Here is a 23,145-nt window from a genome sequence, read left to right on the forward strand (position 1 = left end):
CATGAGTTTTGAACTGGACTGTGGCCATGCTTCCGAGGCGGGGCGCAAGGCGCTGAACGAGGACTTTGCCGCGCTGGTGCAGGGGCAGGGGCGCGACCGCGAGAGGGGGGCCGTGGCTGCCATCGCCGACGGCGTGAGCAGCGGCGGCAATGGCCGCGAAGCCGCGCAGACCACGGTCAATACGCTGGTGAACGACTACTTCGCCACCCCCGACACCTGGGACACCACGGTGGCGCTGGACCGCATTCTCAGTGCGCACAACGGCTGGCTCGCGTCAATGAACCGGCGCCGCCAGCCCGCAGTGGGGCTGACCACCGTGACAGCCCTGGTATTGCGCGGACAGTCCTACACGCTGGCACATGTCGGCGACACGCGGGCCTACCTGCTGCGGGGCGGCAGGCTTCAGCAGCTGACTGCCGACCACGTGATGTCACAGCGTGACTTTGCGCACCAGCTCACCCGTGCGATGGGGCTCGACGACCATGTGGTGGTGGACTACAGCCAAGGCGAGCTGCACACCGGCGACCTCTTCGTTCTGCTGTCCGACGGCGTGCACGGCAGCATTCCCGAGCGTGAGCTGCGCCAACTTTTGCGCCAGGGCGGGTCGGCACAGGCCCTGTGCGATGCGTTGGTGCAGGCAGCGTTGCGCCGCGGCAGCACGGACAACCTGACCGCACTCACCGTGCGAGTGCAGGGTGTGCTCGAAGCCACGCTGCAGGACGAGTCCCGCCGTGCACAGGACCTTCCAGTGCTGCCATTGTTGAAGGTGGGCGACACAGTGGATGGTCTCACCGTGACGGCGCTGGTCGCCGACAGCGGGATCCACCGCATCTACCAGGTGCGCGACACGGGGCGAGAGGGCGCCACGCAGCGCCTGTATGCCCTCAAGACCCTGCTCCCGTCGCGCGCCCACGATGCCGAGGAGCGCGCCACGCTGGCGCACGAGGCGTGGGTGGCGCGGCGCATGCAGTCGGGCCAGGCGGCCACCCATCTCGCCCGGCTCAACGACTGGCCGCCCCACGGGGCCGACACGGAAGTGGGCAGCACGGGCGATGCGGCCGGCCCCATCGCCTTCTACCTGCTGTACGACTGGCATGCGGGCGACACGCTGGGCCAGCGCCTGCGCCGCCGCCAGCACCTGAGCGTGGCGCAGGCGCTGGCGGTCACCGTGCAGGCGGCGCGCGTGCTGGGCTGGCTGCACCGCCAGGGCGTGGTGCACCGGGACATCAAGCCCGACAACCTGCACCTGGGCGACGATGGCGTGCTGCGCGTGCTGGACCTGGGCGTGGCCTTGTCCGGCCGCGAGCCCGAGTCCACACGCCGGCTGCATGCCGGCACACCGAGCTACATGAACCCCGAGCAATGGCCGGGCTACGAACGCAGCGGCGACACCGAGGGGCAACTGCCCGACGCCGGCAGCGATCTGTTCGCCCTGGGGGTGACGCTGTACCAGTTGCTCAGCCAGGGCCGCCTGCCTTATGGCGAGGTCGTTCCCTACCAACTGGGCCGCTACCACCGCGACCCGGTGGCCCCGAGCCGCCACAACCCCGGGGTGCCGATCTGGCTGGACCAGATCGCCGTGAAGGCCGTTGCGCGCCAGCGTTCGCAGCGGTTCGAGACGGCGGAGGAGCTGCTGCTGGCGCTGGAGCGTGGAGCGTCGCGCCCCCTGGGGGCTGCGGGACCTCAACCGCTGATGCAACGCGACGCCATGGCGCTGTGGAAGATCGCACTGGTGGTGAGCGTGCTGGTGAATGTGCTGCTGGTGTTTTGGGTGCTGTTCCTGCCGAGATAGGAGGGTGGATTTTTGCTATAAAAAATGTAGCTTCTGGCGTTTTTCCCGTAAGCGATAGAGGCAGTTTCTATCGGAAGTTAGCCGCTTCGTTGCGGCTTGAAGCAGCGTGGGGCTTCAACATCCAGCGCAGCGCTGTCTTCGCTCCCTCTCCAGCAAGGGGAGAGGGTGTTTCGGGACGCAGCATGAGAGGTGCTGGCGTGTGGAGGGCAGAGCGCCTCTTCAAGCTGCGCTGCGCGCCCGTCCACCTTTCTCTGCCCAGGTCCGAGTCCAGCGCTGCTGCATCACCCTCAGCAGCACCAGCATGGCCAGCGCGCAGGCAGCGATGCCCACGAAGCCCCACAGGTAGGTGCCGGTGTACTGGCGAGAGATGCCCATGCCGTTGGGGATGAGGCCGCCGCCGAGTGCGCCGATCTCTCCGATCATCGAGCCGGCCACCGCCGTGGTCAGCGGCCAGCGCAGCGGCACCAGCTGGAACAGCGCGCCGTTGCCTGCGCCCAGGGCGGCAAAGCACACCAGGAACATCAGCATCGTGATGGGCAGCGAGTTTTCGGCGAAGCCGCACAGCACCATGCTCACGGCGGTGATGGCCAGCACGCCGGTCAGTGTGTTGACGCCGCCCCAGTGGTCAGACAGCCAGCCTCCGAAGACGCGCAGCGCAGCACCCAGGAAGGCCGCCATCATCGTGAGCTGGCCTGCCTGTACCTTGCTCACGTTGAACTGGTCGTAGAAGTAGCTCGGCAAAAAAGCGGTCAGGCCGATGAACCCGCCGAAGGTCACCGCGTAGATCAGGCTGAATGCCCAGCCGTCCTTCTCGAACAGGCAGGCGATGTGCTCGCGAAAGCTCGAATGGGGGGCCAGGTCGGGCGGCTCCTTGGCGTACACCGCCATTACCAGGGCGGGCACGGCCACGCTCACTGCGGCAAAGCCGTACACGGCCTGCCAGCCGAACTTCTGCGCCAGGGCAGGGGCCAGCAGCGCGGCCACCGCCGTGCCCACGTTGCCAGCACCCACGATCCCCATGGCCAGGCCCTTGTAGCGCGGAGGGAACGAGCCCGAGCCCAGCGACAGCGCCACGCCAAAGCTCGCACCCGCCACACCCAGCAGCACGCCCATGGCCAGCAGGTCGCTGTAGGTGTGCACGAAAAGAAAGCCATAGCCCATGGCCAGGAAGATGCCCGCCATCTCCACCAGCGTGGCGCGCTTGCGGCCGATGTATTGCGCCAGGATGCCCAGGGGAAAGCGCATCAGGGCGCCCGCGAAGATGGGGATGGACAGCATCATGCCCATCTGCGTCGGCGTGAGGCTGAAGCTTTCGCGGATGAAGGGTGCCATGGCGCCGTTGATCACCCAGATGGCGCACGAAAACCCGAAGTAGAGGAAAGACGACCACAGCGTGGGTGCGTGGCCGGATTTGAGGAACTCGCGGAATGGATGCATGGCTGTCTTGTGCGAAGAGCGAGGGCCGAAAGGGCTGCGATGGCAGGAGCTCCCTCTGCAGCCGGGCCCAAAAAAACAAAAAGGCGCCTGCACGGACCACGCACGCTGTGTGTTCAGCCTGTACGTATTCCGTGAAGACGCCGACGTCCTGTTCGCCCAATCCACCGTTGCACCGGGCTGACACGCAACCCGCTTTGGTTGCCGCATCGGTGAAGCAATGCCTGTGCCAGCTGCTGGTGCCGCACCAATTTAGACCATATGGCGTCTTGCCGATTGCTATTGCTGGTTTGTTTGCTATCAATATTAAATGCGTGGCGGTCAGTTATGTCTTCCGTGGTGCATCACCGTGCGGTGAGCCTTGTTGGAGTTGGTGCGCTGCACCACGATGGTGAGGTGGCGCTCGCTGCGTGCGCATTTAAATGTTTCGCGAAAAGCGCTTCGGGTCTTAGCATGTATCCGGCTTTTTCCGAACGGTCGAGCGCTCCTGCCAGAGTGCGAGGCATCTCCAAGAAAGGGTTTCCCCATGCGCGTCAATCTCCCGGTCAGCACGCAAGAATATGCGTTCCCCAAGGGCGAGACCCTGGTCTCCACCACCGACCTCAAGGGCCGCATCCTGTATTGCAACCCGATGTTCATCGAGGTCAGCGGCTACGAAAAAGAAGAACTCCTGGGCCAGCCCCACAACATGATTCGCCACCCGGACATGCCCGAAGAGGCGTTCCGAGACATGTGGGAGACCATCTCCAGTGGCGTGCCTTGGTCGGCCGCGGTCAAGAACCGCCGCAAGGACGGCTCCTTCTATTGGGTGATGGCCAACGTCACGCCGCTGATGCAGGGCGATCAGCCCACCGGCTACATGTCCGTGCGCACCGAGGCCACGCGCGAGCAGATCGGCGAAGCCGACCGGCTGTACCGCCAGATGCAGGCCGAAAAACAGGCCGGCACGCTGGTGCATGCGCTGCGCGCCGGCCAACTGGTGAAAAACACCGCCTGGGGCCGGGCCGCCGACACCGTGCGACTGGGCCCCATGGGAAAGATGATGCTGTGCACGCTGCTGCTGGTGATCGCGTCCTTTGGCGCCGCCTGGCTGGGCGGCCACCAGATCACGCTTGCGTCGGGCGTGGCCTGGCTTGGCGTTGCATTGCTGGCGCTGGCCATGGCGTCCTACCTTCACAAGGTGACAGTCGCACCGCTGGCGCAGATGCTGCGGTGGGCCAACCGCATGGCGGCGGGCGACCTCACGCAGAAGATCAGCGCGTCGCGCAGCGACACGGTGGGCGACCTGCAGAAAGCGCTGGCACAGCTCAATGTGAACCTGCTGTCCATCGTGCGCGATGCGCGCCAGGAAAGCGAGCACATGCAGGTCTCCACCCGCGAGATCGCGCAGGGCAACCAGGACCTGTCCTCGCGCACCGAGGCGCAGGCCAGCAACCTCCAGCAGACGGCTGCGTCGATGGAGGAAATCACCGGCACCGTCAAGCAGACTGCGGAGTCCGCGCGCCAGGCCGCCGTTTTGGCCACTCAGGCCACCGGGGTGGCTGAGCGCAGCAGCGAGGCCGTGGACGGCGTGGCCAGCACGATGAAGCAGATCCAGGCCGCGTCCGGCCGCATCAGCGAGATCACGCAGCTCATCGACTCCATCGCTTTCCAGACCAACATCCTGGCGCTCAATGCTGCGGTGGAGGCCGCGCGTGCGGGTGAGCAGGGCCGGGGTTTCGCTGTGGTGGCATCGGAGGTGCGCAGCCTGTCGCACCGTACGCAATCCGCGGCCAAGGAGATCCGCCAGCTCATTGACGATTCGGCCCACAAGGTGAGCGAAGGTCACGAAAAGACCGACGCTGCGCAAAAGACCATGACCGAGTCACTGGAGCTCGTGCGTCGCGTGAACACGCTCATCGGCGAGATCCACAGTGCCTCCAACGAGCAACTCAGCGGCATCTCGCAGGTCAACGCGGCCGTGGCACAACTTGACACCATCACGCAGCAGAACGCGGCGCTGGTCGAGGAAAACGCCGCCTCCGCAATGCAGCTCAACGGCCAGGCCCAGACCATGACCGAGACCGTGCAGGTGTTCCGCATCGACGCATCGGCGCCTGCCCAGTCACGGGATGCAGTGGCTTTGCGCAAGGAGATGAAGGGCAAGGGAACTTCGTCTTCCTCGAGCCGCGAACTGGCGCCGGTGTGACAGACCGCCGGCACCTCCCCGCGCAGTGACTTGGCGCGAGTGATGAGTGCAAGGCCACTGCGTCACATACCAGGCCCTTGAACTTGGCGCGGCCCACGCCAGCGTCACTGCAGACGTGCTTGCGGGGGAGCCGCCAAGCGGCTCGGGGGCTACGTGCTCCTTCGGATGGTCAGTTCAAACCCCAGGTCCACCGAGTTTTGCGCCGGGGCCTCGCCGCGCATCAAGGCCAGCAGCATGTGGGCGCTGGCCTCGCCGATGGCGTAGCGCGGCGTACGCACCGTGGTCAGCGGCGGCAGCATCTGGTCACTGCCGGCCAGATCATTGAATCCGGCAATGGCAACCTGCCCGGGGACCGGCAGGCCCAGCCGGTGTGCGGCCAGAACACCACCCTGCGCGAGGTCATCGTTGCAGAAAAACACTGCGTCCACTCCGGGGCGGGTGCGCAGCACTTCTTCCAGCAGCTCGGCGCCCAGGCGGATGGAGGACGGCTGCGCGCTGAGCAGTTCCAGGCGCGGGTCGTACAGGCCGGCCTCGCGCAGGCAGCGGCGGTAGCCCTCGGCGCGCTGCAGCGTGCGCGGATCCAACTGAGCTGCAACGAACGCGATGTGTCGGCGACCCTGTGCCAGCAGATGCGCCGTCATGCCATGGCCCGCATCCTGCTGCGAAAAACCCACGCAGTACACGCCGGGCGCCGACGTCATCTCCATCAAGTGCACGCAGGGTACGCCGCTGGCGGCGATCATCTGGCGCGATGCCTCGGTGCGGTCAAAGCCGGTGACCAGCAAACCGGCCGGGCGGTGTGCGAGGTAGGTGCGCAGCAACTGCTCTTCTTCCTGCGGGTCATAGTGCGTCACGCCGATCAGCGCCTGGTATCCATGGGGGAACAAGGTGCGGTGCACGGCATCCAGCACGTCAACGAACAGCGCGTTGGACAGCAACGGTACCAGCACGGGCACCTGCACGCTGCGCTGCGATGCCAGTGCGCGCGCAGCGGGGTCGGGCACGTAGCCCAGTTGCTGTACGGCATCTTTCACGCGCTGCACCAGCTCCTGGGCAACGCCGCGCTCGCCGCGCAGCGCGCGCGACGCGGTGATGGGGCTCACCCCGGCAGTTTTGGCCACGTCGCTGAGCGTGATGCGGCCGCTGGAGCGGCGGCGGGACTCTGGTTTGTTCAAAGGGTTAACCCGGATAGATGGGGGCTGGTATTTGGTTAGGATAGCGCTGTCCAGTGGCTTGGACAAGATCGCCATCTGCTTTTTAACCGAAGGCGACGAAATTTCCTTTGTATTTTGAGCGTCCCGCAGGGATGCTTTTTTGAAGTTCTTTGGATAGCGCTACCAATATGAGTGTTTTGCCTTCATCGGTGTTCCTGGTTGTCATGGGCGTGGCCGGCTGCGGCAAGTCCAGCCTGGGTTGCGCCCTGGCCCAAGCCGAAGGCCTGCCCCTGATCGAAGGGGACGACCACCACAGCCTTGCCAGCCGCGAAAAGATGCGCCAGGGCATTGCGCTCACTGACGCAGACCGTGAGGGGTGGCTTGCCACCCTGGGCCAGCTGTTGCAAACACACCCGCAGGGCGTGGTGCTGACCTGCTCGGCCCTCAAGAAGGTTTACCGCGACCGCCTGCGCCATGCCTGTCCCGGCCTGCGTTTCGTGTTTCTGGAGATCGATCGCGCCACTGCCGGCCAGCGCGTTGCAGCGCGGGCGGGCACCCACTTCTTTTCCACAGCCCTCGTCGACAGCCAGTTCGCCACGCTGGAATCCCCCGCTGGCGAGCCTGGCGTCCTTCGCCTGGATGCCCTGTTGGACCTGCCCACCCTGCAGCAACAGGCTTCGGTCTGGCTGGCGACGAAGGAGGCTGCATGAGTTCCCCCGCACACGATGCCGTGCCGCAGAGCCGCTTTGCCCGGGTCTCTCAGGTGCTGATGGCCAGCTGCCTGGGCGTGATGGCCGTGGCCGTATTCATCAACGTGGTTCTGCGCTACGGCTTTGGCAGTGGCGTGGCGGCCAGCGAGGAGCTGTCCCGCCTGCTGTTCGTCTGGATGGTGTTCATCGGTGCAGCAGCTGCCTACCCGGCCGGTGAACACATGGCGTTCACCAGTCTGGCGGGCCTGTTGGCCAAGCGTGCGGCTGCCTTTGGCGTGCTCACGGCAGTGATCCGGCTGCTGGTGATCACCGCCAGCGCGATGCTGGCCTGGGGTGCATGGCAGCAGGTGGTGGTGGGCATGGGCAGCCGCTCGGTGGTCATGGCCTATCCGGCGGCATTGCTGCCGCTACCAGCCTTTTTGTGTGCGGTGGCCATCGGGATCATGGCGACCATCGAATTGATTCAACGCAAGCCCCTGGACCTGGGCCATGGCGCGGAGGTGGAGTGATGTTGGGACTGACGCCTGAAGCCATGGCCTTTGTGGTCTTTTCGCTGGGCATGCTGGTGCTGATGGGCACCGGCATGAACATGGGCCTGGCCCTGGTGCTCACGGGCGCAGGCATGGCCTGGGTACTGGACTTCTGGGATGCGCAATTGCTGGCCCAGAATCTGGTGGCTGGGGTGGACAGCTTTCCACTGCTGGCCGTGCCGTTCTTCATCCTGGCGGGTGAACTGATGAACTCGGGCGGCATCAGCCGCCGCATCATCGACATGGCGCAGGCCTGGGTGGGGCATATCCGGGGCGGGCTGGGCTACGTGGCCATCGGCGCAGCGGTGTTGATGGCGAGCATGAGCGGCTCGGCCCTGGCCGACACCGCCGCGCTGGCCACCATCCTGCTGCCCATGATGCGCCAGCAGGGCTACCCCATGAACACGTCCGCCGGGCTGATTGCCTCGGGCGGCATCATCGCGCCCATCATTCCTCCGTCCATGCCGTTCGTGATCTATGGCGTGACGACCAACACCTCGATCTCGGCGCTGTTCGTCTCGGGCATTGTGCCGGGGCTGATGATGGGCGCGGGCCTCATCTTTGCCTGGCGCTGGGTGCTGCGCGGCATGGACCTGCCCCAGGGGGAGCCCTTGCCCATCAAGGACCGCCTGCGGGCCACGGTGCGTGCCTTCTGGGCCATGCTGATGCCGCTCATCATCATCGGCGGCATGAAGACGGGGGTTTTCACCCCTACCGAGGCCGCCGTGGTGGCTGCGTTCTATGCACTGGTGGTGGCGCTGTTCATCCACCGCGAGATGAAGCTGGCCGACATCTATGGCGTGCTGGTGCGTGCAGCCAAGACGACATCCATCGTGATGTTCTTGTGCGCTGGCGCCCAGGTGGCCAGCTACATGATCACGCTGGCCGACCTGCCCAACGTGCTGACCAACTGGCTGGGCCCACTGGTGGAGAACCCGCGTTTGCTGATGGCCGTGATGATGATCGTGCTGGTGCTGATCGGCACGGCGCTGGACCTCACGCCCACCATCCTGATCTTTGCGCCCGTGATGCTGCCCATTGCCGTCAAGGCGGGGATCGATCCGGTGTACTTCGGCCTGATGTTCGTGCTCAACGGCGCCATAGGCCTCATCACGCCGCCCGTGGGCACGGTGCTCAATGTGGTGGCCGGGGTGGGGCGAATCTCGATGCACAGCGTCATCAAGGGAGTGAACCCGTTCCTCTTGACCTATGTGCTGATCCTGGCGTTGCTGGTCGTTTTTCCGCAGATCGTGACCGCGCCCGTAGTGTGGCTGCGCTGACTTTCTTCGACTCTCTTTTTCCTTCCCCTTTGCCAATGGAGACAACCATGAAAACTTTCCGCCGTACCTTGCTGGCCGCCCTGTCTGTAGCCGCCATCACCTGCTCGTTCCAGGCCGCAGCGCAAGACTTCAAGCCGCGCATCATCCGCTTCGGCTATGGCCTCAACGAGGCGTCCAACCAGGGCCGCGCCACCAAGCTGTTCGCGCAGGAGGTGGAAAAGGCCTCCGGAGGCAAGATGAAGGTGCGTGCCATCGGCGCTGCCGCACTGGGCTCGGACGTGCAGATGCAACAGGCGCTGATCGGCGGTGCGCAGGAGATGATGGTCGGCTCCACCGCCACCCTGGTGGGCATCACCAAGGAAATGGCGATCTGGGACACCCCCTTCCTGTTCAACAACGCCAGGGAGGCCGATGTGGTGCTGGACGGCCCCGTGGGCCAGAAGGTGATGGACAAGCTGCAGGAAAAAGGCCTGGTGGGACTGGTGTACTGGGAGAACGGTTTCCGCAACCTCACCAACAGCAAACGCCCCGTCAACAAGCTCGAAGACATGGACGGCATCAAGTTGCGCGTGATGCAGAACAACGTGTTCCTCGACAGCTTCAAGACCCTGGGTGCCAATGCCGTGCCGCTACCGTTCTCGGAGCTCTTCACCGCGCTGGAAACCAAGACGGTGGACGGTCAGGAGAACCCCTACAACACCATCCTGTCGAGCAAGTTCTATGAGGTGCAGAAGTACCTCACCGTCACCAACCATGTCTACAGTCCCTGGATCGTGCTGGTGAGCAAGAAGTACTGGGACGGCCTCTCGAAGGCCGAGCAGAAGGTGCTGCTCGACGCCGCCAAAAAGAGCCGCGACTTCGAGCGCCAGGATACGCGCGACGAGGCCAACAAGGCGTTGGCTGATCTGAAGGGCAAGGGCATGCAGGTCAACGAACTGTCATCCGCCGAAGCCAGCCGGATGCGCGAGAAGCTCGGTGCCGTCAATGCCAGCATTGCGTCCAATGTGGGCGAAGACCTGTGGAAGGACGTGCAGGGCGCGGTGGCGGCGGCGCGCGGCGGCAAGTAAGGCAGGCAGGAGAACAATGGCAAAAGGCCGAGACCCCGTGGGGGTCTCGGCCTTTTTTGCCTTGCAGCCATGGCTGCAGGCGGCGGATTACAGCGAGCCGATTTCGCCCGAAGAGATGCGGCCGGTGCGCAGGGCTTCTGCTGCCTGGGCCTGCACGGCAGCGCGGTCGGCGGTGGATGTAAAGGACAGGACGCGCGAACCGGAAGGGATGTTGCTGCTGGTTGCAGCCACGCTCGAGGCTTCGGCCATCACCTCGGCGCGGGTACGGCTGGTGTCGAACTTGGTCGCAAATTGAGAAGCGTCGGCTTCGTCGGCGTGGGCGCCAAAGGCTGCGAAAGCGGACACGGCGGCGATGGAAAGGAAGCGTGCGGTCTTGTTCATGATGGAACTCCTGTTCAATTCAGTAGTTGAAGATGTGGGTCGAAAGTACCTGGGCACTCGGTGATACGGGACAGTGAATCGCCTGGATTCAGATCAACCTTGCTCACCCGAAGGGATCTGGCCGGTGCGCACGGCGTCGGCAGCCTGGGCACGCACGGCAGCGCGGTCGGCGGTGGACTTGTAGGTCACGACGCGGGAGCCGGCAGGCTCGATGCTGCGGGTCTGGGCGACGGACGAGGCTTCAGCAGCCACTTCAGCGCGGGTGCGGTTGGTTTCAAACTTCGTGGCGAATTGCGAAGCGTCGGCTTCGTCAGCGTGGGCGCCGAAGGAGGCGAACGCGGCGACAGCAGCGATGGAGAGGAAGCGTGCGGTGTTGTTCATGATGAATATCCTTTGAAGAAGCGTCTCAAAAAAAACCGGAAACAAGGGCCGGAGCTAAAAGTGCCCACCGCCAGATCCCGGGTTCGGTGAGTCGCCTTGCGGGTTCGGCTCATCGATGGGTTGAACTGTACGCCGCAGGTGTTCAGAGAAAAACCACTTGGTCGCGAACTGACTGTTCCAGTATTGGAAACAATCGAGGCGGAGCTCAAGCCCCGTGCAGCGGGGCGGTGCTGCGACAGCGCCGTCCACACCATGCGGCCAGTGGCGCGGGGTTCTGAATCCTGAGGAAGTGCGTTGGACATGGGCTCTATCGTGCCCAGCCATCGGGATGGCGTCGTCTCGCAGCGGTTTCGGTTCTTTTCAGTTTGTTTCGCTTCCGGCCGGATGCAACAGCAGCGAAACAACTGCCGGTGCGGATCGTCCACAAAGCGCGGTAGATCGGGCATGCGCGGGTTGCGCTGGGCAGGGTTATGGGCTGAAATCTATCTGCACCTGTTCCAGGTTTCAGAGGGAGGTTCCATGACCATCGTCTCCAAGATTCTCGAGGCCAAACCCGATGCCACCGTGCACACCATCCGGCCCACCGATTCGGTGCTGGCAGCCCTGCAACTGATGGCCGACAAGGGCATCGGCGCGCTGGTGGTCACCGAGGGGGATGCCATCGTGGGCATCTTCACCGAGCGCGACTATGCGCGAAAGATCGCGCTGCTGGGCCGCACGTCGGCCGCCACCCTGGCGCGTGACGTGATGACCACTGCAGTGCGCTTCGTGCGGCCCGACCAGACGAGCGAGCAGTGCATGCAGATCATGAGCACGGGTCGCCTGCGCCACCTGCCCGTGGTCGACAACGGCAGGCTCGTGGGCATGATCTCCATCGGCGACCTGGTCAAGGACATCATTTCCGAGCAGAAATTCATCATTGAGCAGCTCGAACAGTACATCACCGGCACCCATTGAGCCTGCAAAAAAAATGGCGCTGGACGGTCCATCCAGCGCCATTGGCGTGTTGCCGCGCCTTGCCGCGCGGTGCTTTTCTTCAAGCCGCCTTTTCGACGTGCCCCTGACGGGTATAGAGGAAATCGATCACCGCCTTGCGGTAGTGCACGTACTGCGGATCTTCGGCCAGCTCCACGCGTTTGCGGGGGCGCGGCAGGTCCACCTGCAACACTTCCCCGATGGTGGCGGCCGGGCCGTTGGTCATCATCACGATCTTGTCTGACAGCAGCACGGCCTCGTCCACATCGTGCGTGACCATGACCACGGTGCTCTGGGTGCGGGCCACGATCTCCAGCAGTTCGTCCTGCAGCTTGGCACGGGTGAGGGCGTCCAGCGCGCCGAAAGGCTCGTCCATCAGCAGCACCTGCGGTTCCATGCTCAGGGCGCGGGCGATGCCCACACGCTGCTTCATGCCGCCCGAGATCTCCCCGGGACGTTTTTGTCCGGCGGGCGTCAGACCGACCAGCGCCAGCGCGGCATCGGTGCGGGCCTTGAGCTGGGCCTTCGTTTCCTTGCCGCCAAACACACGCTCCACGGCCAGGTAGATGTTGTCAAAGCAGGTGAGCCAGGGCAGCAGCGAGTGGTTCTGGAACACCACCGCGCGCTCCGGGCCAGGGCCCTTGATCTCCTTGTTGGCGCACAGCAGTGCGCCGCTGGTGGGCGTGGTCAGGCCGGCGATCAGGTTGAGCAGCGTGGACTTGCCGCAACCCGAGTGGCCGATGAGCGCCACGAACTCGCCTTTGGCGATCGTGAGGTTGATGCCCTTCAGCGCCGGGAACAGGCCCTTGGCGGTCTTGAAGGTCTGGTCCACACCGTGGATCTCGATGAACTTGGCGCCCATGGAGGGGTGCACGGAGGGGGAGGCGGGCTGGGCGATCATGGCGGATTGCATGGCGGTGTTCGTGAATGTGTCTACCGTGGTGTGGGGTTTCATGCCTTCACCTCTTCAAACGTGAATGCCGTGGCCAGCTTGATGAGGGCAAACTCCAGCAGCAGCCCGACGATGCCGATCACGAAGATCGCGATGATGATGTTCTTGACGTTGAGGTTGTTCCACTCGTCCCATACCCAGAAGCCGATACCCACGCCGCCGGTCAGCATCTCGGCGGCCACGATCACGAGCCACGCCGTGCCCACGGCCAGGCGCACGCCCGTGAGCATGTAGGGCAGCACGGCGGGGAACAGGATCTTGGTGGCGATCTTCCATTCCGACAGGTTGAGCACGCGGGCCACGTTCATGTAGTCCTGTGGCACGCGCTGCACGCCCACGGCGGTGTTGATGATCATGGGCCAGATGGAGCAGATGAAGATGGTCCAGATGGCAGCAGGGTTGGCGCCCTTGAAGACCAAGAGGCCGATGGGCAGCCAGGCCAGGGGCGAGACAGGGCGAAGCAGGCTGATCAGAGGGTTGAACATGCGCGACAGGAAGTTGAATCGCCCGATCACGAAGCCCGCAGGGATGCCCACCAGCGCCGCCATGCCGAAGCCGATGGCAACGCGTTCCAGTGACATCAGCACGTTCCAGCCTACGCCCTGGTCGTTGGGACCGTTGCGGTAGAACGGGTTGCTGAAGATCTCCAGCGCCTGCTTCCAGGTATCGACGGGGCTCGGAATGCTGCCGCCCGTGGTGGTGGACACCACGGCCCACAAACCGATGAGCAGGCCCAGGCCACACAGCGGCGGCAACACGGCGAGCCAGAAGCTGCGCGACAGGGCAGACCAGTCGCGTGCCACAGCTTCCGCGGTGCCGGGCGCGGTCGTTACCTTGGCTGAGGGCGCCGGACTCGAGGTTTTTGGCACTCTTGCGCCGACTGGCAAAGCGTTGGTAGCTACATTATTCATAGCGTTCGGTGCTGCCCCGGCGGGGGCTGCATCCAGGGGGGAGTGAAAAACGGCACTGACCATGGTGTTTCTCCTGTGAAGAGGCCGGGTGTGCAGGTCGGGGCGGAGTGGGTTGGGGCGCCTATCAGGCTTTGATCTTGAAGCTGTCGGCGTACTTGGCGGGTTCCTTGCCGTCCCACACCACGCCGTCGAGCAGCTTGCTGGAGCGCATCAGCTCCTTGGGCACATTGATCTTCATGGCGCTGGCCACCGACTTGTAGAGTTCGATCTGGTTGATCTGCTTGGCCACGCCCAGGTAGTCGGGGTGGTCCTTCAGCAGACCCCAGCGCTTGTGCTGCGTGAGGAACCACATACCGTCCGACAGGTAGGGGAAGTTCACCGCGCCGTCGTTGAAGAACTTCATGTGATTGGGATCGTCCCAGGTCTTGCCGAGACCGTTCTGGTAGCGGCCCAGGATGCGCTGGTTGATCGCATCCACGCTGGTGTTGACGTAGGCCTTGCCTGCCACCGTTTCGGCCATCTTCATCTTGTTGGACAGGCTGGCATCGATCCAGTGGCTGGCTTCGAGCACTGCCATCATCACGGCTCGGGTGGTGTTGGGGTTCTTCTTGACGAACTCGGCCGACGTGCCCAGCACCTTCTCGGGGTGGTCCTTCCAGATGTCCTGCGTGGTGTTGGCCGTGATGCCGATGCCGTCCATGATGGCGCGGTGGTTCCAGGGCTCGCCCACGCAAAAACCGTCCATGTTGCCCACGCGCATGTTGGCCACCATCTGCGGTGGCGGCACGGTGATCAGCTTCGCACCGGACAGTGGGTTGATGCCCGCCGCTGCCAGCCAGTAGTGCATCCACATGGCGTGGGTGCCGGTGGGGAAGGTGCCGGCAAAGGTGTATTCACGCTTTTCCTTGGCCATCAGCTTGGCAAGCGACGGGCCGTCTACCGCACCCTTGTCGGCCAGCGCCTTCGACAGCGTGATCGCCTGGCCGTTGTTGTTCAGGCTCATCAGCACGGCCATGTCCTTCTTCGGGCCGGCCGTACCCAGGTGTACGCCATACACCAGGCCATAGAGCACATGGGCAAAGTCCAGTTCGCCATTGACCAGCTTGTCGCGCACGCCGGCCCACGATGCTTCCTTGGTGGGGATGATCGTCACGCCGTACTTCTTGTCGAAGCCCAGCACAGAGGCCATCACCACGCTGGCGCAGTCGGTCAGCGGGATGAAGCCGATCTTCACTTCCTTCTTCTCGGGGGCATCCGAGCCCTGGGCGTGCACCAGGGCGCGCAGGGCGGGGCTCACGCCCACGGCGCCCACGGTGGCGGCCTGCAGCACGGTGCGGCGGTTGAGGCTGGTTTTCAACAGATCGGTCATGGGGCGGTTCCTCGGTGCGTTAGAAAACAAAAAAGGCGTCCTCCCCTGGCCGGGTTGCATGCGCAAACGGGCTCGGAGAGGGACGCCTTTGTCCATGGCAAAGCCCATCGGGTGGCTTTGCGTCAGCACTGGCCCGCCATTGGGTCGGTGCTGTCAGGGTGGGACCGTCTTTGGTCTTGAAAGGGTTGATGCAAGCAGCGTGCCAGCCCGGCCTGCGTCGGCCGGGACGCAAATCGCTATGTTTTTGATAGCTTCAGGGGCTTGATGGTCAGGCGTGAGCTGCCTTTTGAGGCGTGAACTGATCGGGGCATGGTGCATGCGGGCGGCTGCACTGCGTTTGTGCGGTGCACCATCTGGGAGACATCGGTGATCTGGGTGTTGCAAGCCCAGGCCCGTTTCGCAGAGAGGGTCGCGCGCGCCTTCGCGCGGCGCGTAGGCATGAAGAGAAAGGAGATGGCGCGCAGCGCTTGGGCAGCGCTAGCCCAGCAGATCCATCACATCCAGCATTCGCTGCGCCACATCCGCGAGCTTGAGGCCCTTGTCCATGGCCGTCTTGCGCAGCTTTTCGTAGGCTGCCTGCTCGGAGAGTCCCTGGCGCTGCATCAGCAGGCCCTTGGCGCGGTCGATGGTCTTGCGGTCTTTGAGTTCGGTCTTGGCGTCGGCCAGCTCTGCGCGCAAGGCTTGTTCGTGCTGAAAACGCGCCATGGCCACGTCCAGAATCGGGCGGATGCGTTGGGGCGCCAGGCCCGCCACGATGTAGGCTGACACACCGGCCGCCACCGCGTCCTTGACGTGCGAGGTGTCCTCGTCGTTGGTGAACATCACGATGGGACGGCGCTCGTCGCGCGTGGCCATCACCACGTGTTCGAGCGCATCGCGGGCCTCGCTCTCGGCGTCCACGATGATCAGGTCGGGTTGCAGCTGGGCGATGCGCTCGCTCAGGAAGACGTCGGCTGGCAGCGTGGCCACCAGATTGAAGTTGTTCTCCAGCAGCCCGATGCGCAGCGCCCGCGAACGCTCGGCCTGCAATACGGCATGTTCGTCGTCGGGGTCGGTGATGACCAGGTCCGGGGCCACCACCACGATGCGCAGAGACTCGTTCATACCCCAAAGCATAAGCAATTTTCACGCCATAAATTGGTGCACGTCGCCGGTGCGAACAGGTCAGTCGTCGGATGACTGGCACGGCAGTCCGTTGCAGGGCCTGAAACTTGCTAATAGTTTGTGGATTGGCAGGGCATACCCGATAGCCGCCTTCCATGGGCTCGCATATACATCTGGTCACATTGACATATTGATGAGGAATCTGCATGAACAAGCTTTTCGACCGGCGCCGTTTTTCCGGCCTGGCACTGGCCGCAGGCGCGGCTGCGGCATCGCTGCTCTTGTCTGGGTGCGGCAAGGTCCCGGACACGATCAAGATCGGCGTGGCGCAGCCGCTGAGCGGCCCGCTGGGCGCCTTGGGGCAGGACCTGCTCAACGGCGTGAACCTGGCCGTGGCCGAGCTGAACAAGGGCGGCTACACGGTGGATGGCAAGCGCGTCACGCTGGAAGTGGTCTCTGTGGATGACAAGGCCGACGCTGCCACCGGCAAGACGGTGGCGCAGCAGCTCGTGGATGCCGGTGTGGTGGCGGTCATCGGCCACCTGAACTCGGGCGTGAGCATCGAAACCGCCCCCATCTATGCCGCCAAGGACATCGCGCAGATCGCCATTTCCACCAACCCCAAGTTCACGCAACTGGGCTTTCCCACCACGTTCCGCATGGTCGGCAACGACACCCTGCAGGCACGCGCCATCGGCTCGTTTGCCGCTACGCAACTAGGGGCCGCGCGCTACGCCGCGCTGGACGATGGCACCCCCTACGGCAAGGGGCTGGCCGACGGTGCTGCGGCGCAGCTCAAGTCCGAGAAGAAGGAGGTTGTGGTGCGCAAGTCGTTCGACGACAAGACCACGGCGTTCAACGAACTGGCAGGCGAACTCAAGGCCGCCAAGGTCGAGGTCATCGTTTCCACCCTCAACGACTTCCAGGCCCTCGCGCTGCTGGAGGCCCTGCGCAAGGTCGACCACACCAAGGTGAGCCTGCTGGGCGGCGACACCATCAAGACCACCGACATGGTCAAGGGTGCCGGCATCATCGAAGGCATCTATGCCACTTCTCCGGTGCTGGAGGCCAAGGAATTCGCCACTGGCAAGCCTTTCCTGGAAAAGTACATCGACGCCTACAAGAAGCCGCCCGCGTACGGCGGCCACTACAGCTACGACAGCATGTACGTGCTGTCCGCCGCCATCCAGAAGGCCAAGTCGGCCGCGCCCAAGGACATCACCAAGGCCATGCACAGCATCAACGGCTATGCCCCTGTGATCGGCACCATGACCTGGGACGACAAGGGCGAGCAGCGCTATGGCGCGGTAGGCGTGTACGAATTGCGCAGTGGCAGCTGGGAGCTGCGGATGCGGTCGGACCGCTGGTAGGAGTGCGGTGCAACCTGCGCCGCCTCGCCCACTGCCCAGCCCCTGCCGGCCCCCGCCCGCAGGGGCTTTTTGTTCCGGCGGGGGCGCGGCTGGGTCCGGGTTTTACACTCGGGCGATGAGTTTGCTGATCCTTGGCATCGAATCTTCGTGCGACGAAACCGGCGTGGCCCTGGTGCGTTCCACGGAGGCCGCCGTTCCCACCCTGTTGTCCCACGCCCTGCACAGCCAGATCGACATGCACCAGGCCTATGGCGGCGTGGTGCCCGAACTGGCCAGCCGCGACCACATCCGCCGCGTGCTGCCCCTGGCCACGCAGGTCCTCGCCGAATCCGGCCAGACGCTGAGGGATGTGGATGTGGTGGCCTATACGCGCGGCCCCGGCCTGGCCGGGGCGCTGCTGGTGGGCGCCGGTGTGGCCTGCGCCCTGGGCGCCGCGCTGGGCAAGCCGGTGCTGGGCGTGCACCACCTGGAGGGGCACCTGCTCTCGCCCTTCTTGAGCGCCGACCCTCCCGAGTTCCCATTCGTCGCCTTGCTGGTGTCGGGCGGACACACCCAGCTGATGCGCGTGGACGGAGTGGGCCGCTACGAGATTCTGGGCGAGACCATCGATGACGCCGCCGGCGAGGCCTTCGATAAGTCCGCCAAGCTCATGGGCCTGGGCTACCCCGGCGGCCCGGCGTTGTCGCGGCTGGCCGAGCAGGGCAGTCCCACGGCGTTCAAGCTGCCACGCCCGCTGCTGCACAGCGGAGACCTCGATTTCTCCTTTGCGGGCCTCAAAACGGCGGTGCTCACGCAGGCCAGGAAGCTCGGTGACGAGCTCGAGGCGCGCAAGGCCGATCTGGCGGCGAGCACCGAAGCGGCGATCGTGGACGTGCTGGTCAGAAAGACGATGACCGCCCTGAAGCAGACGGGCATGAAGCGGGTGGTGGTGGCCGGCGGGGTGGGTGCGAACCGGCACTTGCGCGCACAGCTGAACGCCGCCTGCGCTGCGGCCAGGGTGCGGGTGCATTACCCGGAATTGCACCTGTGCACGGACAACGGGGCGATGATCGCGATGGCGGCAGCGATGCGCTTGCAGTCGGGCCAGCAGGAGGCCACCAGCGACTATGCCTTCGATGTGAAGCCGCGCTGGCCCCTGGACGCGATCACCATGGGAGCTTGACCTGGGAGGTCGGCGCGGGTCGACAACCAGCGCCATCGCCCATCAAGCGGTGCAGGCAGTCGGGAGCAAATCACAGGATCCGCCCGTACCACCACACCGACAGGCTTGCCGCCAGCAAGGCGAGCACGGCGCCCAACAGCGCCAGAAGCGAGGACACCTCCGTCTCCTTCTTCTCCACCGTCAGGCGCGAGCTCAAGGTCTCGTACACCTTCTTCAAGTCGGCCGCTGTGGCTGCATGAAAGTACTCGGCATTGGTCCGCGTGGCCACGGCCTTCAGGGTTTCCTCGTCCAGCCGCACGCGCATGGACCAGCCTTCAAAGCCGATGGTCTCGCCCTGCACCGTGCCCACGCCCACCGTGTAGACCCGCACGCCGCGGTCGGCCGCCCATTTGGCGGCTTCGAGCGGGTCCACGCCGGTGGTGCGCTGGCCGTCGGTCAGCATGATGATGGCGGCCGAGTTGTACGAGCCCGGTGCCACGGGGGTGAAGGGCTTGGCCGGGTCCTGCTTGCCGATCTCGTCAATGGGCTTGGGGCGCATGGCCTGGCGGCCGCCCAGGGCGGAGATGTCGATGCCCGCATCGGGGAACAGCGTGGCCAGCGACAGCATGATCCCGTTGCCCGTGGCTGTGCCGCGCTGCAGCTGGAAGCTGTCGATGGCCTTGACCAGGTCTTCGCGGCTTTGCGTGGGCAACTGGGCCAACTGGGCGCTGCCGGCAAACGCCACGATGCCCACGCGCACGTGGCGGGGCAGCTCGGCGATGAAGGCCTTGGCGGCGTTCTGGGCGGCGGTGATGCGGTCGGGCTCGACATCGGTGGCACGCATGCTGCCCGAGACATCCATCGCCAGCATGATGGTCTGGTCCTGCGAGGGCAGGGTGATGACGGCCAATGGCCGCGCGGCCGCCAGCAGCAGGGCGATCAGCGCCAGCAGGAAGAGGGCGGGCGGAATGTGGCGGCGCAGCCGCTGGCCGGGGCCCAGGGCCTCGCGCACCAGCGACAGGCTGGAATAGTTCAGCGCGGTCTTCTTGCGCCGGTGCAGAAGCCACCAGTAAAGCAGCACCAGCAGGGGCGCAACCAGCAGCAGCCAGAGCAGGGTGGGCCAGAGAAAAACCATGGTGCGGGTCCTTGGTGGCTTGTCTGAATGATGGAAATGGTGGGGTCAGGCGGCCGTGGGCAGCGCCGTCCCGGCCTGCGGTGAAAACGCCGGGTTGCGCGGCGCCCGCACGCGGCGCTGGCGCATGTCCATGAAGCGCAGCAGCGCATCGACCAGGTCATCGTCGGTGCACAGCTCCAGTGTGTCGGCTCCCGCGCGCGCCAGGCCTTCGCGCAGTGCGGCCTCCCTTTCGGCCGCCAGGCGCGCGAAACGGCGGCGGAAGGCGGCGTCGTGCGTGTCCACCTGCAGCTGCTCGCCGCTCTCGGCGTCGCGCAGGGTGACCAGGCCCACATCGGGCAGCTCCAGCTCCAGCGGGTCCAGCAGGCGCACGGCCACCACGTCGTGCCGCTGCGCGAGCTGGGCCAGGGGCTTTTCCCAGCCGGGTGCGCTGATGAAGTCAGACACGACAAACACGGTGGAGCGGCGGCGCAGGTTGGCCAGGCCGGTCCGCAGCAGCCGGTGCAGTTCGGTGGCGGCGCCGCCGGCCCGGGAGCCGCGCTGCGCCGTGGCGTCGGGCATGAGCAGGCGGTGCACCAGGTGCAGCACATGCGCGCGGCTGCTGCGCGGCGGCAGCACGGCATCCACCGCGCGTTCGGCCTGGCCGCTGGCGCCGCCGTACAGCATGGCCCCCACGCGATTGCCGTGGCGCGTGAGCAGGCGCGACAGCACGGCCACGAAGCCGGTGAGGATGTCCCGCTTGGAGTGGCCTTCGGGGCCGAAGCTGATGGAGGGGCTCAGGTCCAGCAGGAACCAGGCGGTCATCTCGCGGTCTTCGGTGAACACGCGCACGTGCGGCAGGTTCAGGCGGGCGGTCACGTTCCAGTCGATATGGCGCACATCGTCGTGCGGCTGGTACTCGCGCAGGTCGGCCAGGTCCAGGCCGCTGCCGCGCATCAGCGTGCGGTAGTCGCCTTGCAGCAGGCCGTCGAGCCGGCGGATGACCTTCCACTCCAGCTCGCGCAGCAGGCGGTCGGCCTGCCCTGGCAAATGGGGCAGGGTATGGACCGTGGCTGACGAAGGGGGATCCTGCGGCTTCTTGCTCATGGCGCGGGCTCAGGCTGCTTTTTGTTCGTGGTGCAAGGGCCGTGCGGGCGCGGGAATCTTGGCCATGATGCGCTGGATGAGCGCGTCGGCGTCCAGGCCCTCGGACAAGGCCTCGTAAGACAGCGCGACGCGGTGGCGCAGCACGTCGGCAGCCAGGTCCGTCATGTCCTCTGGCAGCACGTAGTTGCGCCCGCGCAGCATGGCCAGGGCCTGGGCGCCCTCTGCCAACGCAATGGTGGCGCGGGGGCTGGCGCCGCAGCTGATGTAGCCGGCCAGGTCTTTGAGGCCATGGCGCGCGGGTGTTCGGGTGGCGGCCACCAGCTTCACCGCATACTGCAGCATGGACGGGTCCACGTACACGGTGCGGCATTCGGCCTGCAACGCCGCCAGCTGGGCGGTGGTGGCCACCGGCAGTACCTGCACGGGCAGGTCGAGCGCGCGCTGGGCGATGACGAATTCTTCCTCTTCGGTGGGGTAGCCCAGCAGCACTTTCATCATGAAGCGGTCGACCTGCGCTTCAGGCAGCGCATAGGTACCTTCGGTCTCGATGGGGTTCTGCGTGGCCATCACCAGGAAGGGCTCGGGCACCTTGTGGGTTTCGCCGGCAATCGTGACCTGGCGCTCCTGCATCACCTCCAGCAGCGCGCTCTGCACCTTGGCAGGGGCGCGGTTGATCTCGTCGGCCAGCAGCAGGTGGGTGAAGACGGGGCCCAGCGCGGTACTGAACTCACCGGTCTTCTGGTTGTACATGCGCGTGCCCACCAGGTCGGCGGGCACCAGGTCCGGAGTGAACTGGATCCGCTTGAAGCTGCCCTGGATGGTGCTGGCCAGGGTTTTCACGGTGAGTGTCTTGGCCAGGCCCGGCACGCCTTCCACCAGCAGGTGGCCCTGCGCGAGCATGGCGACCATCACGCGTTCGAGAAAGCGGTCCTGGCCGACAACCACGCGCTTGACTTCATAGAGCACCTGCTCCATCAAGGTGGCGGTGGATGCGCTGATCGCGGCGGAGGGCGACGGGGTGGTTTCCATGGTGCTCCTTGATGTCTTCGAGGGGGCAGAAAGAGGGGGGTGAGAAACGGTGGTGAAGCCCGATGTTGGTCAGAACGGGGGCATGCCCACGGCGGCGGCGGCGTTTTCGATGGGGACCGCGAAGCCGATGCCGATGAAGGTGCGTGCCGGCGTGGGGTTCAGGATGGCCGTGACGATGCCCACCACCTCGCCGTCGAGCGTGACCAGCGGCCCACCCGAGTTGCCTGGGTTGGCGGCTGCGTCGAACTGGATCAGGTTGCTCAACTGGCGCTTGCCCTCGGGCGAGGTGAATTCACGCTTCAGGCCCGACACCACGCCGGCCGATGCGGATGGCCCGATGCCGAAAGGGAAGCCCACCGCCACCACGTGGTCACCAGGGCGCAGGTCCTGGGTCGAGCGCAGGGGGGCAGCCTCGAGGTCGTCCGGCACCTTGTGCGCTTGCAGCACCGCCAGGTCGTTCTCGGGCTGGGCTCCGGTGATGCTGGCGGTGGTTTCCATGCCGTCATGGAAGGTCACCGTGATGCGGTCGGCGCCCGCCACGACATGCAGATTGGTCAGTATGACGCCCTTGTCGACGATCACCACGCCGGTGCCGACACCGCGCTCGACCTCTTCCTTTCCGTTCTTGCTGCGGCTGTAGCCCGCGACGCGCACCACCGAAGGCGCGATGGCCTCCACGGCACGTGCCGCAGCGGACGGCGGGGTGGTGGTTTCCAGTGTGCGCAGAACGGCGGCGTCGATGTCCTCTTGCGTGACCTTGCGCGGAGCAGGGCGCTGGTGCATCCACAGGCTGGCCACGAGCAGCGCGGACAGCAGCATGATCACGGCCCACAGGCTGTGCAGATGGCGCCGCGACAGTGCCACGGGGGTCGATGCCGCCGCCGTGGAGGGCGCGATGGCCGCTGGCACTGCGCTGTCGTCGGCTCCGGGCGTCCGCGCGGCGGAATCAGCGGGTGGAGCTGCCTGCTGAGACGGCTCGTCCAGAGGGCGGCGGGCCGGGCGGGAACTGCTGTAGAGGGCGGGCCGGGGCATCCTGTCACCTTTTCTACTGCGCTGCGGAAAAGCGCACGGTTTCACGTTAGCACGTATCGCGGCCAGATGCACATTCAAGGTTTCGTGAAACCCCTTGCAGGCAGCGAGGGAGGAGGCGGTTCTGGGG

Annotated in this window: 21 protein-coding genes; 9 read left to right on the forward strand and 12 right to left on the reverse strand. The window is 65.3% G+C overall.

Translation table 11 applies throughout. The features are described 5' to 3' along the window. Nucleotide 1: 1 nt before the first annotated feature. On the forward strand, nucleotides 2–1,792 hold the full coding sequence (locus KW835_RS23335) for a bifunctional protein-serine/threonine kinase/phosphatase (protein ID WP_218386834.1): 1,791 nt from the start codon (nucleotides 2–4) through the stop codon (nucleotides 1,790–1,792). A gap of 219 nt (nucleotides 1,793–2,011) precedes the next feature. On the opposite strand, the gene KW835_RS23340 is transcribed toward KW835_RS23335, so the two are convergent. Then, nucleotides 2,012–3,229, reverse strand: coding sequence for a nitrate/nitrite transporter (locus KW835_RS23340; RefSeq protein WP_218386835.1), 1,218 nt, complete (start codon nucleotides 3,227–3,229; stop codon nucleotides 2,012–2,014). Nucleotides 3,230–3,752: 523 nt separating this feature from the next. On the opposite strand from KW835_RS23340, the gene KW835_RS23345 reads away from it, so the two are divergent. Continuing rightward, entirely contained in the window at nucleotides 3,753–5,414 is a 1,662-nt protein-coding gene (locus KW835_RS23345) for a PAS domain-containing methyl-accepting chemotaxis protein (RefSeq protein ID WP_218386837.1), read from the forward strand. A gap of 149 nt (nucleotides 5,415–5,563) precedes the next feature. Here KW835_RS23345 and KW835_RS23350 read toward each other — a convergent pair whose 3' ends face one another. Further along, the gene (locus KW835_RS23350; RefSeq protein ID WP_218386839.1) at nucleotides 5,564–6,589 is read right to left on the reverse strand and encodes a LacI family DNA-binding transcriptional regulator; all 1,026 of its coding nucleotides are present in this window, start codon (nucleotides 6,587–6,589) and stop codon (nucleotides 5,564–5,566) included. Between the two features lie 203 nt (nucleotides 6,590–6,792). Here KW835_RS23350 and KW835_RS23355 point away from each other — a divergent pair, with 203 nt between their 5' ends. Genes KW835_RS23355 through KW835_RS23370 form a run of 4 tightly spaced genes read left to right on the forward strand, consistent with a single transcriptional unit; the run spans nucleotide 6,793 to nucleotide 10,155 of the window. Beyond that, on the forward strand, nucleotides 6,793–7,278 hold the full coding sequence (locus KW835_RS23355; protein ID WP_218386883.1) for a gluconokinase: 486 nt from the start codon (nucleotides 6,793–6,795) through the stop codon (nucleotides 7,276–7,278). Continuing rightward, nucleotides 7,275–7,787 (forward strand): TRAP transporter small permease, encoded by a 513-nt coding sequence (locus KW835_RS23360; RefSeq protein WP_218386841.1) that lies wholly within the window; start codon nucleotides 7,275–7,277, stop codon nucleotides 7,785–7,787. Before KW835_RS23355 ends, KW835_RS23360 begins: the two co-directional genes overlap by 4 nt. Before the next feature lie 23 nt (nucleotides 7,788–7,810). Further along, nucleotides 7,811–9,088 carry a TRAP transporter large permease subunit gene (locus KW835_RS23365; RefSeq protein WP_218386884.1) on the forward strand — a complete coding sequence of 426 codons (1,278 nt, stop codon included), beginning with the start codon at nucleotides 7,811–7,813 and terminating at the stop codon, nucleotides 9,086–9,088. Between the two features lie 47 nt (nucleotides 9,089–9,135). Next, complete coding sequence (locus KW835_RS23370) at nucleotides 9,136–10,155, forward strand: TRAP transporter substrate-binding protein (protein ID WP_218386843.1); 1,020 nt, start codon at nucleotides 9,136–9,138, stop codon at nucleotides 10,153–10,155. A gap of 87 nt (nucleotides 10,156–10,242) precedes the next feature. On the opposite strand, the gene KW835_RS23375 is transcribed toward KW835_RS23370, so the two are convergent. Both KW835_RS23375 and KW835_RS23380 read right to left on the reverse strand, forming a co-directional pair. Then, nucleotides 10,243–10,536: a DUF4148 domain-containing protein gene (locus KW835_RS23375; protein ID WP_218386844.1), complete on the reverse strand. Its 294-nt coding sequence runs from the start codon at nucleotides 10,534–10,536 to the stop codon at nucleotides 10,243–10,245. A gap of 93 nt (nucleotides 10,537–10,629) precedes the next feature. Further along, nucleotides 10,630–10,917 carry a DUF4148 domain-containing protein gene (locus KW835_RS23380; protein ID WP_218386846.1) on the reverse strand — a complete coding sequence of 96 codons (288 nt, stop codon included), beginning with the start codon at nucleotides 10,915–10,917 and terminating at the stop codon, nucleotides 10,630–10,632. Between the two features lie 519 nt (nucleotides 10,918–11,436). Here KW835_RS23380 and KW835_RS23385 point away from each other — a divergent pair. After that, the gene (locus KW835_RS23385; protein ID WP_218386848.1) at nucleotides 11,437–11,874 is read left to right on the forward strand and encodes a CBS domain-containing protein; all 438 of its coding nucleotides are present in this window, start codon (nucleotides 11,437–11,439) and stop codon (nucleotides 11,872–11,874) included. A gap of 79 nt (nucleotides 11,875–11,953) precedes the next feature. Here KW835_RS23385 and KW835_RS23390 read toward each other — a convergent pair whose 3' ends face one another. The 4 genes from KW835_RS23390 to KW835_RS23405 form a co-directional block, all read right to left on the reverse strand. Beyond that, entirely contained in the window at nucleotides 11,954–12,754 is an 801-nt protein-coding gene (locus tag KW835_RS23390) for an ABC transporter ATP-binding protein (protein ID WP_255593868.1), read from the reverse strand. Between the two features lie 89 nt (nucleotides 12,755–12,843). Next, on the reverse strand, nucleotides 12,844–13,818 hold the full coding sequence (gene ntrB, locus KW835_RS23395; protein ID WP_218386850.1) for a nitrate ABC transporter permease: 975 nt from the start codon (nucleotides 13,816–13,818) through the stop codon (nucleotides 12,844–12,846). Between the two features lie 61 nt (nucleotides 13,819–13,879). Continuing rightward, nucleotides 13,880–15,124, reverse strand: coding sequence for a CmpA/NrtA family ABC transporter substrate-binding protein (locus tag KW835_RS23400; protein ID WP_218386852.1), 1,245 nt, complete (start codon nucleotides 15,122–15,124; stop codon nucleotides 13,880–13,882). A gap of 477 nt (nucleotides 15,125–15,601) precedes the next feature. Further along, nucleotides 15,602–16,228, reverse strand: a complete 627-nt coding sequence (locus tag KW835_RS23405) for an ANTAR domain-containing response regulator (protein ID WP_218386854.1) — start codon at nucleotides 16,226–16,228, stop codon at nucleotides 15,602–15,604. A gap of 206 nt (nucleotides 16,229–16,434) precedes the next feature. On the opposite strand from KW835_RS23405, the gene KW835_RS23410 reads away from it, so the two are divergent. Both KW835_RS23410 and tsaD read left to right on the forward strand, forming a co-directional pair. Next, nucleotides 16,435–17,598: a branched-chain amino acid ABC transporter substrate-binding protein gene (locus KW835_RS23410; RefSeq protein ID WP_218386856.1), complete on the forward strand. Its 1,164-nt coding sequence runs from the start codon at nucleotides 16,435–16,437 to the stop codon at nucleotides 17,596–17,598. A gap of 115 nt (nucleotides 17,599–17,713) precedes the next feature. Continuing rightward, nucleotides 17,714–18,760 (forward strand): tRNA (adenosine(37)-N6)-threonylcarbamoyltransferase complex transferase subunit TsaD, encoded by a 1,047-nt coding sequence (gene tsaD / locus KW835_RS23415; RefSeq protein ID WP_218386858.1) that lies wholly within the window; start codon nucleotides 17,714–17,716, stop codon nucleotides 18,758–18,760. Nucleotides 18,761–18,830: 70 nt separating this feature from the next. Here the strand turns inward: tsaD and KW835_RS23420 are convergent, their stop codons facing one another. The 4 genes from KW835_RS23420 to KW835_RS23435 all read right to left on the reverse strand — a co-directional run bounded on the left by KW835_RS23420 (nucleotide 18,831) and on the right by KW835_RS23435 (nucleotide 23,018). After that, nucleotides 18,831–19,874: a VWA domain-containing protein gene (locus tag KW835_RS23420; RefSeq protein WP_218386860.1), complete on the reverse strand. Its 1,044-nt coding sequence runs from the start codon at nucleotides 19,872–19,874 to the stop codon at nucleotides 18,831–18,833. Between the two features lie 45 nt (nucleotides 19,875–19,919). Further along, on the reverse strand, nucleotides 19,920–20,957 hold the full coding sequence (locus tag KW835_RS23425; protein WP_218386862.1) for a DUF58 domain-containing protein: 1,038 nt from the start codon (nucleotides 20,955–20,957) through the stop codon (nucleotides 19,920–19,922). A 9-nt stretch (nucleotides 20,958–20,966) separates the two neighbouring features. Further along, nucleotides 20,967–21,986 (reverse strand): MoxR family ATPase, encoded by a 1,020-nt coding sequence (locus tag KW835_RS23430; protein ID WP_218386863.1) that lies wholly within the window; start codon nucleotides 21,984–21,986, stop codon nucleotides 20,967–20,969. A gap of 69 nt (nucleotides 21,987–22,055) precedes the next feature. Then, nucleotides 22,056–23,018 carry a S1C family serine protease gene (locus KW835_RS23435; protein ID WP_218386865.1) on the reverse strand — a complete coding sequence of 321 codons (963 nt, stop codon included), beginning with the start codon at nucleotides 23,016–23,018 and terminating at the stop codon, nucleotides 22,056–22,058. Between the last annotated feature and the right edge of the window lie 127 nt (nucleotides 23,019–23,145).

Origin of the sequence: Acidovorax sp. sic0104 (assembly GCF_019219095.1) — a bacterium.
Taxonomy (GTDB): Bacteria; Pseudomonadota; Gammaproteobacteria; order Burkholderiales; family Burkholderiaceae_C; genus Acidovorax.

Coding starts and splice junctions, on each gene's coding strand:
- KW835_RS23425 (WP_218386862.1), bottom strand. CDS start 20,957: ATGAGCAAGAAGCCGCAGGATCCCCCTTCGTCAGCCACGGTCCATACC.
- KW835_RS23435 (WP_218386865.1), bottom strand. CDS start 23,018: ATGCCCCGGCCCGCCCTCTACAGCAGTTCCCGCCCGGCCCGCCGCCCT.
- KW835_RS23345 (WP_218386837.1), top strand. CDS start 3,753: ATGCGCGTCAATCTCCCGGTCAGCACGCAAGAATATGCGTTCCCCAAG.
- KW835_RS23365 (WP_218386884.1), top strand. CDS start 7,811: ATGGCCTTTGTGGTCTTTTCGCTGGGCATGCTGGTGCTGATGGGCACC.
- KW835_RS23340 (WP_218386835.1), bottom strand. CDS start 3,229: ATGCATCCATTCCGCGAGTTCCTCAAATCCGGCCACGCACCCACGCTG.
- tsaD (WP_218386858.1), top strand. CDS start 17,714: ATGAGTTTGCTGATCCTTGGCATCGAATCTTCGTGCGACGAAACCGGC.
- KW835_RS23370 (WP_218386843.1), top strand. CDS start 9,136: ATGAAAACTTTCCGCCGTACCTTGCTGGCCGCCCTGTCTGTAGCCGCC.
- KW835_RS23430 (WP_218386863.1), bottom strand. CDS start 21,986: ATGGAAACCACCCCGTCGCCCTCCGCCGCGATCAGCGCATCCACCGCC.
- KW835_RS23410 (WP_218386856.1), top strand. CDS start 16,435: ATGAACAAGCTTTTCGACCGGCGCCGTTTTTCCGGCCTGGCACTGGCC.
- KW835_RS23390 (WP_255593868.1), bottom strand. CDS start 12,754: ATGGGCGCCAAGTTCATCGAGATCCACGGTGTGGACCAGACCTTCAAG.
- KW835_RS23420 (WP_218386860.1), bottom strand. CDS start 19,874: ATGGTTTTTCTCTGGCCCACCCTGCTCTGGCTGCTGCTGGTTGCGCCC.
- ntrB (WP_218386850.1), bottom strand. CDS start 13,818: ATGGTCAGTGCCGTTTTTCACTCCCCCCTGGATGCAGCCCCCGCCGGG.
- KW835_RS23385 (WP_218386848.1), top strand. CDS start 11,437: ATGACCATCGTCTCCAAGATTCTCGAGGCCAAACCCGATGCCACCGTG.
- KW835_RS23360 (WP_218386841.1), top strand. CDS start 7,275: ATGAGTTCCCCCGCACACGATGCCGTGCCGCAGAGCCGCTTTGCCCGG.
- KW835_RS23400 (WP_218386852.1), bottom strand. CDS start 15,124: ATGACCGATCTGTTGAAAACCAGCCTCAACCGCCGCACCGTGCTGCAG.
- KW835_RS23375 (WP_218386844.1), bottom strand. CDS start 10,536: ATGAACAAGACCGCACGCTTCCTTTCCATCGCCGCCGTGTCCGCTTTC.
- KW835_RS23405 (WP_218386854.1), bottom strand. CDS start 16,228: ATGAACGAGTCTCTGCGCATCGTGGTGGTGGCCCCGGACCTGGTCATC.
- KW835_RS23380 (WP_218386846.1), bottom strand. CDS start 10,917: ATGAACAACACCGCACGCTTCCTCTCCATCGCTGCTGTCGCCGCGTTC.
- KW835_RS23355 (WP_218386883.1), top strand. CDS start 6,793: ATGGGCGTGGCCGGCTGCGGCAAGTCCAGCCTGGGTTGCGCCCTGGCC.
- KW835_RS23335 (WP_218386834.1), top strand. CDS start 2: ATGAGTTTTGAACTGGACTGTGGCCATGCTTCCGAGGCGGGGCGCAAG.